Origin of the sequence: uncultured Maricaulis sp., assembly GCF_947259345.1 — a bacterium.
In the GTDB taxonomy this organism is placed as follows: domain Bacteria; phylum Pseudomonadota; class Alphaproteobacteria; order Caulobacterales; family Maricaulaceae; genus Maricaulis.
Window position 1 is genome coordinate 20,866 of record NZ_CAMYLS010000012.1, and the last position, 9,317, is coordinate 30,182.

Sequence of the window (9,317 nt, forward strand, 5' to 3'; positions counted from 1 at the left end):
CGATCTAGGCGGCGATCAGGTGGCTGGGCGGTCGCGGCAACTGGGCCGGAAACGGTGTTGTCGAGGAAAGTCCGGGCTCCACGGAGGCAAGGTGCCGGATAGCGTCCGGCGGGGGTGACCCCAGGGAAAGCGCAGCAGAGAACAGACCGCCGGGCCTTCGGGTCAGGCAAGGGTGAAACGGTGCGGTAAGAGCGCACCGCCTCGACCGCAAGGAAGAGGGCTAGGCAAGCCCCACCTGGAGCAAGACCGAATAGGGACAGACCGCAGCTTTCGGGCTGCACGTGCGCCTCCGCATGCTGTCCGGGTAGGTCGCAACAGGTCGTGTGCAAGCACGATCGCAGATGAATGACCGTCGCCCCGGCTCGTCCGGGGGACAGGACCCGGCTTACAGGCCGCCTGATCACTTGCCCCGACTGCCGCCGATGGCGCGCGTCGCGAGGCGTCATTTCCATTTTGGCATCAATCACGCTCTCGGTTCGGTCGCATCCGCGAATGACCGCGTTGGGTCTCGCGAAGCGATCGTTTTTGCCAATCCGGAAACAATCCCCAGTTTTCGCCAATTCCCCGGGATTCCAAGGCTCAGCCTTTCCGGGGCCTGTGGATATTAACTTAATGTTCTCTTCCTGTTCTTGTTTTCCTCATATTCGAATACTTCTAGAGGCGCGCTAATCCATGAAAAACGGGCCTTTCGTCATTGTTTCCCATCTGATCCCATGTTATCCCATCGTTAACCATGAGGGACGGGTCTCATGGCTTTGGGGGTTTCGACCGTGTTTCTGTCAACGACGATCAATGGTGTGGACGCAAAGGGGCGGGTTTCCGTTCCCGCCGGCTTCCGCGCGGTCGTCAAGAATGACCCCGAGGAGAAGATTTTCGTCTGGCCGTCCTTCGAGGGTGGTTATCTGGAAGGTGGCGGGCAGGCTTTGCTTGATCGCTATCTGGCGCTCATGGAGGAGATGGATCCCTATGACGACGCCCGCGCCGCCTTCGAGCAGACCATTTTCGGTGATACGCGCGGCCTGGCCTTCGATGGCACCGGCCGGGTCAGTCTTCCCAGGGACCTGATCGAGCATGCCGGGCTGAACGGCAAGGCGGCTTTCGTCGGTCTGGGTGCGCGCTTCGAGATCTGGGATCCGGAACGCTTGGCCGAGCGCAAGGCCAATGCCCGCAGCTTCGCCCGAGACAACAAGAAGTCGCTCAAGCTCCCGCCCCGTAGTGGAGGCGTGTGATGAGCGTCGCTCCGCACATTCCGGTCATGCTGGATGAGGTCCTGCACGCACTCGAGCCGCGCGACGGGGCCTTGTATATTGACGGCACATTCGGTGCCGGCGGCTATTCGCGCGGCATCCTGTCGGCGGCGGATTGCAAGTTGATCGGCATTGATCGCGACCCGGCGGTCCAGCCGGCGGCCACCCAGCTCGTTCAGGCGTCGGGCGGGCGTTTCTCCTTCGCCGAAGCGCCATTCTCGGCCATGGCCGAGGTGCTGGCCTCGCGCGGGATTGAGGGTGTCGACGGGATTGTTCTGGATATCGGCGTGTCCTCGATGCAGATCGACCAGGCCGAGCGCGGTTTTTCCTTCATGCGCAAGGGTCCGCTGGACATGCGCATGGCGGCCGACGGGCCGAGCGCGGCTGATGCGGTGAACCGTCTCAAGGAGTCCGAGCTCGCCGACATATTTTATGTATACGGCGAAGAGCGGCGTTCGCGCCGCATCGCGAAATTCATCTGCACGGCGCGCGCCGAGGCGAAAATCGAGACGACGGACCGGCTCGCTGAAATCGTTGCCCGTGCAACCGGCGGAAAACACTCAAAGATTCACCCCGCCACAAAAGTCTTCCAGGCGCTGCGGATTTTCGTCAATGACGAGCTTGGCGAATTGGCCCGCGCGCTGGAGGCTGCCGAGCAGCTGCTGACCCCGCTGGGGCGGCTTGTCGTGGTTACCTTCCATTCACTGGAAGACCGCATGGTCAAGACCTTCCTGCGAGGCCGTGCCGGCCTGGCCGGAGGCGGTGGTTCGCGCCACGAGCCGGCGGTTGAAACCGGACCCGCGCCGAGCTTCTCCCTGCTGACCCGGCGCGCCGTGGCGGCCAGTGATGAGGAAGCGGCGGATAATCCGCGGGCCCGCTCTGCCAAGCTTCGCGCGGCCACCCGAACCGAAGCGCCTGCCTGGACTGACGGGCCGTCGCTTCACACGAGTATTGTTCCGCTTGCCCGTCTGGAGGCCGCGCTATGATCCGCACGCTCAATGCGATTGCGTTCGTCGTTGCCGCAGCTCTGGCGGTCGCGCTCTACATCGCCAAGGCCGAGGCGAAGAGCTCGCAGGAACGTCTTGAGGATATCCAGGCCCAGCTCGTCGAGGAGCGTCGCCAGATCAATGTGCTCAATGTCGAGATCGCCCATCTGGAAGACCCGGAGCGCCTGCGCGCCCTGGCCCGCCGCTATCTCGGTTTTGAACCTCTGGATCCGTCCCGGGAGGTTGCCTTGAGCGATCTGCCGCTGCTCGCCGATGCCCGCCCCGAAGAAGAGGGCGTGCGCCGCGACCAAGCCCTGGTGCGCCAGGAAGAGGGTGCCCTGGCGATGGCTGAGCCGACCCAGGTCGGAGGGCCGGACTGATGCGTTTGTGGCCGTTCCGCAAGCAGGTATCGGCCGAGGCGCGCACGCTGGCCCCGCCGCCGCTGGCTGAAGCCGCGCCGGCGGACATGTCGCGCCTGCTGCGGATTGAAAGCGATGAGACCCGCGCGATGGAAGCCTCGCGCGGGCGTTTGCGTGTCATGGGACTCTCGCTTGCCCTGGGATTTGCCATACTGGGCGGCCGGGCGGTGGAGGTCGCGGTCACCGGATCGGCCGACGCGGCCTCGCCAAATCGCCAGGCCGTGGCAGCGCAAAGCCGTGGCGACCTGTTTGACCGGACCGGCCAGGTCCTGGCCACGACACTGGACACCCACTCGCTTTATGCCGACCCGGCTCTGGTCTGGGATGCAGCCGAAACGGCCGAGATGCTGGCGACGGTCCTACCGGATATTGATGTTGCGTCCCTGACCGAGGAACTCGACTCGCGGCGCCGCTTTGTCTGGGTCCGGCGCAATCTCACCCCACGCCAGCGTCAGGCTGTGTTCGCGCTCGGTCTGCCGGGTCTGGAGTTCCGCTCCGAGCCGCGCCGTGTCTATCCGCGCGGTCGACTGGCCTCGCATGTCGTCGGCTATACCAATCGCGACATGGACGGGCTGGCCGGTGCCGAGCGGGCTTTCGACAGTGCTCTGATGTCTGGGGATGGTCGCCCGGTCGCCTTGTCCATCGACATGGCCGTGCAATTCCATCTTGATGAAGTCCTGCGCGCCAGCATGACCGAATACCGGGCGCTCGCCGCGACCGGCATCGTGATGAATGTCCAAACCGGCGAAATCCTCGGCATGGTCTCCCTGCCGGACTTCGACCCGAACCGGCCCGCCGATGCCAGCAATGGCGAGCGCCTCAACCGCGCGGCCCAGTCAGTCTATGAAATGGGCTCGACCTTCAAGGCCTTCACGGTCGCTGTTGCCCTGGAAGAGCGCACGGCGACGATGGAGAGTCGCTATGATGCGCGCGCGCCGCTCTCGGTCGGAGGCTATCAGATTTCCGACTATCACGGCGAAGAGCGCTGGCTGACCGTGCCGGAAATCTTCACCCACTCATCCAATATCGGCTCCGGGCATATGGCGCTGGAAGTAGGCGCAGAGGCCCAGCGCGGCTTCCTCGGTGATTTGCGCTTGCTGGAGCGCGCTCCGATCGAGCTGGCCGAAAGTGCTGATCCGCTCCTGCCGCGCAATTGGGGGCCGACCGAAACCGTCACGATTTCCTATGGCCACGGCATTGCGGTCAGCCCGATCGCCACGATCGCCGCCTTCGCGGCTATCGCCAATGACGGTATCTATGTCCCGCCGACGCTTTTGCCGGTCGCTGCCGATGAAACCATCCTGGGCGAGCGGGTGATGCGGTCCGATGTGGCGCGCGATGTCCTCGCCCTGATGCGTGAGAATGTGGTGGGCGGAACCGGCGGGAATGCCGAAGCGGTGGGCTATCTGGTCGCTGGCAAGACGGGTACCGCCGACAAGCCGACGCGCGGTGGCTATGACACCAGTCGGCTTCTCTCCTCATTTTCGGCCGTTTTCCCGGCCAATGATCCACAATATGCGATCCTGGTCTTGCTCGACGAACCGCAAATGCCCGAACCGACCTATCTTCGCCCGACCGGTGGTCGGGTTGCGGCGCCGGCCGTGGGTGAGATCGTGGCGCGGATCGCGCCCATCCTCGGGGTCGAGCGGTCGAATGAAGACCCGGTCGGTCGCGCCGCCCTGGTTCGCGCGGCCCTGATGCCGGAGATGATCCCGTGATCCTGGATGAGCTGTTGTCGGGAGAAGGCCTGTCGGTTGATGCGGGGCATATCGAAATCCGGGGTCTGACCCTGGACAGTCGCAAGGTGGAGCCGGGCTTTGTCTTTGCCGCCTTGCCGGGTGTGAAAGTCCATGGCCGTGATTTCATTCCGAAAGCGCTTGCAGCCGGCGCGGCAGCCATTCTGACCGACGCGCCAATCGAGGCGCCTGTGCCGGTAATCGCGGTGGATGAACCGGCCGCGCTTCTCGCGCGCATGGCGGCACGTTTCTATCCGCGTCAGCCCGAGCATATTGTCGCGATCACAGGCACGAATGGCAAAAGCTCGACCGTGGAATTCCTGCGCCAGATCTGGGCCGGTGCCGGGCTCGAAGCGGCCTGTCTGGGCACGCTGGGTGTGACCCGGGGTGATCAGGTCGAGGTGACCGGCTACACCACGCCGGATGCTGTTGCCCTGCAGGCCGCACTGGACCGTCTGGCCGGCGAGGGGGTGACCCACCTGGGCATGGAAGCCTCCAGCCACGGCCTTAAGCAACACCGCATGGACGGCGTGCGCCTGGCGGTCGGCGCCTTTACCAATCTGACCCAGGATCATCTCGACTATCACCCGGACTTCGCCGATTACTTCGCATCCAAATTAAAGCTCTTCACAGAGCGCTTGCCAGCCAATGGTCGCGCCGTGATCAATGTCGACAGCGAGTGGGGCGACAAGATGGCCAGTGCGGCGCGCGAGCGTGGTCTGGACGTCCTCACCATGGGCTGGCGCGGCAGGGATCTGACTATTCGCGAGATTACCCCGCGCCCGGCCAGCCAGAGCGTTGTCTTTGCCTGGAAAGGGCACGACCACGCACTCGATATTCCGCTGGTTGGTGAATTCCAGATTCTCAACGCGCTCGGGGCGGCCGCCATTGCCCTGTCCGATGGTGTTGACGAGGCCTGTGTTCTGGCGACCCTCGGGGCGCTGGGCGGCGTGCCGGGCCGCCTCGAGAAGGTCGGTGAAACGGCCGAGGCAGCGCCGGTGCTTGTCGATTATGCCCACACACCGGACGGGTTGGATAAATTGCTCCGTGCAGCGCGTCCGCATACGCGCGGTCGGGTCATTGTTGTTTTCGGGTGCGGGGGCGATCGCGACGCTTCCAAGCGCGCCAAGATGGGGGTGATCGCGGCCAATCAGGCCGATCATGTCATCGTGACGGACGATAATCCGCGCTCGGAGGATCCCGCCGCCATCCGCAGGGCTGTCCTCAAGGGCTGTCCGGACGCCGAGGAAATTGCGGACCGGGCCGAAGCCATTCGCCAGGGTGTATCAATGTTGCGCGCAGGCGACTGCTTGTTGATCGCCGGTAAGGGCCATGAGACCGGCCAGACAATCGCCGGCGTCGTGCATCCATTCGATGATCGCGATCAGGGGCGCGCAGCGCTCGCGCAAAGGGAGGCTGCCCGTGTCTGACGACAACACGACACCGCTCTGGACATCCCGACAGGCCATGGCGGCGACAGGCGGCATGCTGTTGGGCGAGACCGACTGGACCGCAAACGGCATCTCCATCGACACCCGCACACTGCAACCCGGCGATCTTTTTGTCGCCCTCACGGATACCCGTGACGGACATGATTTTGCCGACGCTGCGATGGCGGCGGGCGCCTCAGCCTGCCTGGTCGAGCGCGGTGATATCGGGGTGGAGCCAGCCCTTCTGGTGAAAGACGCGCTGGAGGGTTTGCGTGCGCTGGGTGTCGCCGCACGCGATCGCTCGGAAGCCATACGCGTCGCGGTGACCGGGAGTGTCGGAAAGACCAGTGTGAAAGAGGCGGTCGCGGCTGTCTTCCGCGCCGCCGGCCCGGCCCATTGGAGCGTGAAATCCTACAATAATCATTGGGGTGTGCCGCTGACCCTGGCGCGCATGCCCAAGCAGACCGAACGGGCCGTCTTCGAGCTGGGCATGAACCATGCTGGCGAGATTCGCGACCTGTCATCACTGGTGCGCCCGCATGTGGCGTTGATCACGCGGATTGCCCCGGCCCATCTGGAGCATCTCGGTTCGATCGAGGCCATTACCGACGCTAAATCGGAAATCTTCGAAGGGCTGGAGCAGGACGGGGTGGCGATCTACCCGTCCGACGATCCGCTGGCGGAGCGTCTGGCGCGCCATGCCAGGCACTCCTGTGCCGCCTTCATGCTCGATTTCGGTACCGGCAAATCCGCCGCCATTCGCATCGAGGAATTCGAAACCGGCCTGGACGGTTCGCGCGGCGTGGCCAATGTGCTCGGCATACGAGCCCCCTTTCGTCTTGCCGCGACCGGCGAGCACTGGGCCTGGAATGCCGGCGCGATTTTCGCGGCCGCAGCGGGCGCGGGTCTCGATGCCCGTGATGTGGCCGAGGCGCTTTCCGGCGTTGGCGCGGAGGCGGGGCGTGGACGCGCTGTCTCCATCGAGCTTGCCGGAGGCGGGAGTTTCACGCTGCTCGATGATGCCTATAACGCCAACCCGGTCTCCATGGCGGCGGCCATTGCGGCCCTGGGCTCGGCCCGCCCGACTGGCAGCGGTCGCCGCATCGCCATTCTCGGCGACATGCTGGAATTGGGCCCGGAGGAAAACCGGCTTCACGCCGCACTGGCCGATGAGTTGGTCGCAGCGGGCGTCGACGCGGTAATCGCCTGCGGTCGTCGCATGAAGCACCTGCATGATGCCTTGCCGAAGACTATTCACGCGGGCTATGCGCAGGACGCTGGCGAGGGGCTGGAACAGGTCAAATCCATGGTGCAGGCGGGGGATGTGGTGCTCATCAAGGGCTCCAATGGATCCGGTCTCCACAAGATCGCCTCGGTTCTCGTCGATGGTACCGCATTCGGATTGACGGAGGCCTGATCCGCCCATGCTCTACTTGCTCTTCGCGCCGCTGGCGGACGACCTGCAACTGGCGAACCTGTTTCGCTACATCACATTCCGGACCGGCGGCGCGCTGATGACGGCGATGCTGATCGCCTTCATCTTCGGCAAGCCCATGATCGGCTGGTTGCGCCGCAAGCAGGGCAAGGGTCAGCCAATCCGGGCCGAAGGCATTGAGCGGCATGTCGTCGAGAAAGCCGGGACACCCACAATGGGCGGCTTCCTCATCCTGCTGGGCGTGATGGTCGGGACGCTGTTATGGGCCGACCTGTCAAACCCTTACGTCTGGATCGTCATTTTCGTCACTGCGGGCTTCGGCCTGATCGGATTTGTGGATGACTATCTCAAGGTGACCAAGCAGACGACGGCCGGATTTGGCGGCAAGTTCAAACTCGTCGGTGAGTTCGCGATTGCCCTCGTGGCGGTGGTCTGGGCGACCCATACGGCGCGGTCCCTTGGTGTCGAACCGGGTGTCGAGACCTCGATCGCCTTCCCCTTCTTCAAGGATCTGATGCTCAATATCGGGCCGCTCTTCTTTGTCTTCGGCTGCATCGTCATTGTCGGCTCCGGCAATGCGGTGAACATGACCGACGGGCTGGATGGTCTGGCCATCGTGCCGGTGATGATCGCAGCCGCGACCTTTGGTGTGATCGCCTACGTCGTGGGCCGGGTTGATTTTGCCGAATACCTGCAGGTCCACTATACCGCCGGGGCGGGCGAGATCCTGATCTTCTGCGGCGCGCTGATCGGCGCCGGCATTGGCTTTCTATGGTGGAATGCCCCGCCGGCCATGGTCTTCATGGGCGATACCGGATCGCTGTCGCTGGGCGGCGCACTCGGCACGATCGCGGTGGCCATCAAGCACGAATTGGTTTTGGCCATTGTCGGCGGTCTCTTCGTGCTGGAACTTGTCTCGGTCATGGTCCAGGTCGCCAGCTACAAGCTCTTCGGCAAGCGGGTCTTCCGCATGGCGCCGATCCACCACCATTTCGAGAAGAAGGGGTGGGCCGAGCCGACCATCGTCATCCGCTTCTGGATTATTGCGGTCATTCTCGCATTAATCGGACTCGCCACCCTGAAATTGCGGTAGGGTAGGTCTTCATGATCCCGATCCACGCATATGAAGGCCGCCGCGTGGCTGTGTTCGGATTGGGGCGCACAGGCATTGCCACGGCAAAGGCCCTCGAGGCAGGCGGCGCAGCGGTATCGTGCTGGGACGATTCCGAACCCTCGCGGCTGCGCGCAGAAGCCGAGGGCCTGACTATGGATGATCTCAACCGGCGCGACTGGGGCGATATCGCCGCGCTCATCCTGTCGCCGGGCATCCCGCTGACCCATCCCAAACCCCATCATGCGGTCGAGCTGGCCCGTGCCGTCGATGCGCCGGTGATCGGTGATGTCGAGCTTTTCGCGATGGCGATAGCCGAACTGCCGGAGAAGCGTCGCCCCAAAATCATTGGCATCACGGGCACCAACGGCAAGTCGACCACGACCGCCCTGATCGGACATATCCTGCGCGAGACGGGGCGCAAGGTTGTGGTTGGCGGCAATATCGGTGACGCCATCCTGGCGCAGCCGGCACCGCGGCCGGGCAGTTATTACGTGCTCGAACTCTCCTCCTACCAGATCGATCTGACCCAAACGCTGGCCTGTGATGTCGCCGTGCTGCTGAATATCTCGCCGGACCATATCGATCGCCATGGCGATTTTGATGGCTATTTCCACGCCAAGCAGCGCCTGTTTGACATGCAGACGCCGGGCGGCGTGGCGGTCATCGGCATCGATGACAATGCGACCTCGGCCTATTTCTCGGCCCTGCGCCACAAGCGGCGGGAGGAGGAGATCATCCCGATCTCCGCCGGACGTGTCTTTGCGCGCGGTGTCTATGCGCTGGGTGACCGGGTTTATGATGCGCTCGATTGTGCTTCGCACCCGGTCGTCGACCTGGCCAAGGCACCGGCCTTGCCGGGCCGGCACAATGCCCAGAATGCCGCGGCGGCGCTGGCCGCAGTGCGCGCGCTCGGTGTTTCCGGGCGGGCGGCGGCCGACGCCATCGCGACC

The 9,317-nt window shown here is 64.1% G+C and carries 8 protein-coding genes and 1 other RNA gene; all 9 read left to right on the forward strand.

Annotation, left to right across the window (positions count from 1 at the left end):
• The first annotated feature begins 15 nt into the window (after nucleotides 1-15).
• Nucleotides 16-404: RNase P RNA component class A (gene rnpB / locus Q0X62_RS06325), an RNA gene on the forward strand.
• A gap of 366 nt (nucleotides 405-770) precedes the next feature.
• The gene (locus tag Q0X62_RS06330) at nucleotides 771-1,229 is read left to right on the forward strand and encodes a division/cell wall cluster transcriptional repressor MraZ (RefSeq protein WP_297732857.1); all 459 of its coding nucleotides are present in this window, start codon (nucleotides 771-773) and stop codon (nucleotides 1,227-1,229) included.
• Nucleotides 1,229-2,233 carry a 16S rRNA (cytosine(1402)-N(4))-methyltransferase RsmH gene (rsmH, locus tag Q0X62_RS06335; protein WP_297732860.1) on the forward strand — a complete coding sequence of 335 codons (1,005 nt, stop codon included), beginning with the start codon at nucleotides 1,229-1,231 and terminating at the stop codon, nucleotides 2,231-2,233. Before Q0X62_RS06330 ends, rsmH begins: the two co-directional genes overlap by 1 nt.
• Nucleotides 2,230-2,613: a hypothetical protein gene (locus Q0X62_RS06340; RefSeq protein ID WP_297732863.1), complete on the forward strand. Its 384-nt coding sequence runs from the start codon at nucleotides 2,230-2,232 to the stop codon at nucleotides 2,611-2,613. The genes rsmH and Q0X62_RS06340 overlap by 4 nt, the downstream gene beginning before the upstream one ends.
• Nucleotides 2,613-4,370, forward strand: coding sequence for a penicillin-binding protein 2 (locus Q0X62_RS06345; protein WP_297732866.1), 1,758 nt, complete (start codon nucleotides 2,613-2,615; stop codon nucleotides 4,368-4,370). The genes Q0X62_RS06340 and Q0X62_RS06345 overlap by 1 nt, the downstream gene beginning before the upstream one ends.
• Complete coding sequence (locus tag Q0X62_RS06350) at nucleotides 4,367-5,818, forward strand: UDP-N-acetylmuramoyl-L-alanyl-D-glutamate--2,6-diaminopimelate ligase (protein ID WP_297732869.1); 1,452 nt, start codon at nucleotides 4,367-4,369, stop codon at nucleotides 5,816-5,818. The genes Q0X62_RS06345 and Q0X62_RS06350 overlap by 4 nt, the downstream gene beginning before the upstream one ends.
• Nucleotides 5,811-7,235, forward strand: coding sequence for a UDP-N-acetylmuramoyl-tripeptide--D-alanyl-D-alanine ligase (murF, locus tag Q0X62_RS06355; protein WP_297732872.1), 1,425 nt, complete (start codon nucleotides 5,811-5,813; stop codon nucleotides 7,233-7,235). The genes Q0X62_RS06350 and murF overlap by 8 nt, the downstream gene beginning before the upstream one ends.
• 7 nt (nucleotides 7,236-7,242) lie before the next feature.
• Nucleotides 7,243-8,346: a phospho-N-acetylmuramoyl-pentapeptide-transferase gene (gene mraY, locus Q0X62_RS06360; RefSeq protein WP_297732874.1), complete on the forward strand. Its 1,104-nt coding sequence runs from the start codon at nucleotides 7,243-7,245 to the stop codon at nucleotides 8,344-8,346.
• 11 nt (nucleotides 8,347-8,357) lie between these two features.
• Nucleotides 8,358-9,317 (forward strand): UDP-N-acetylmuramoyl-L-alanine--D-glutamate ligase (gene murD / locus Q0X62_RS06365; protein ID WP_297732878.1); only part of this gene is annotated, 960 nt, incomplete at its 3' end.

Coding starts and splice junctions, on each gene's coding strand:
- Q0X62_RS06340 (WP_297732863.1), top strand. CDS start 2,230: ATGATCCGCACGCTCAATGCGATTGCGTTCGTCGTTGCCGCAGCTCTG.
- Q0X62_RS06345 (WP_297732866.1), top strand. CDS start 2,613: ATGCGTTTGTGGCCGTTCCGCAAGCAGGTATCGGCCGAGGCGCGCACG.
- rsmH (WP_297732860.1), top strand. CDS start 1,229: ATGAGCGTCGCTCCGCACATTCCGGTCATGCTGGATGAGGTCCTGCAC.
- mraY (WP_297732874.1), top strand. CDS start 7,243: ATGCTCTACTTGCTCTTCGCGCCGCTGGCGGACGACCTGCAACTGGCG.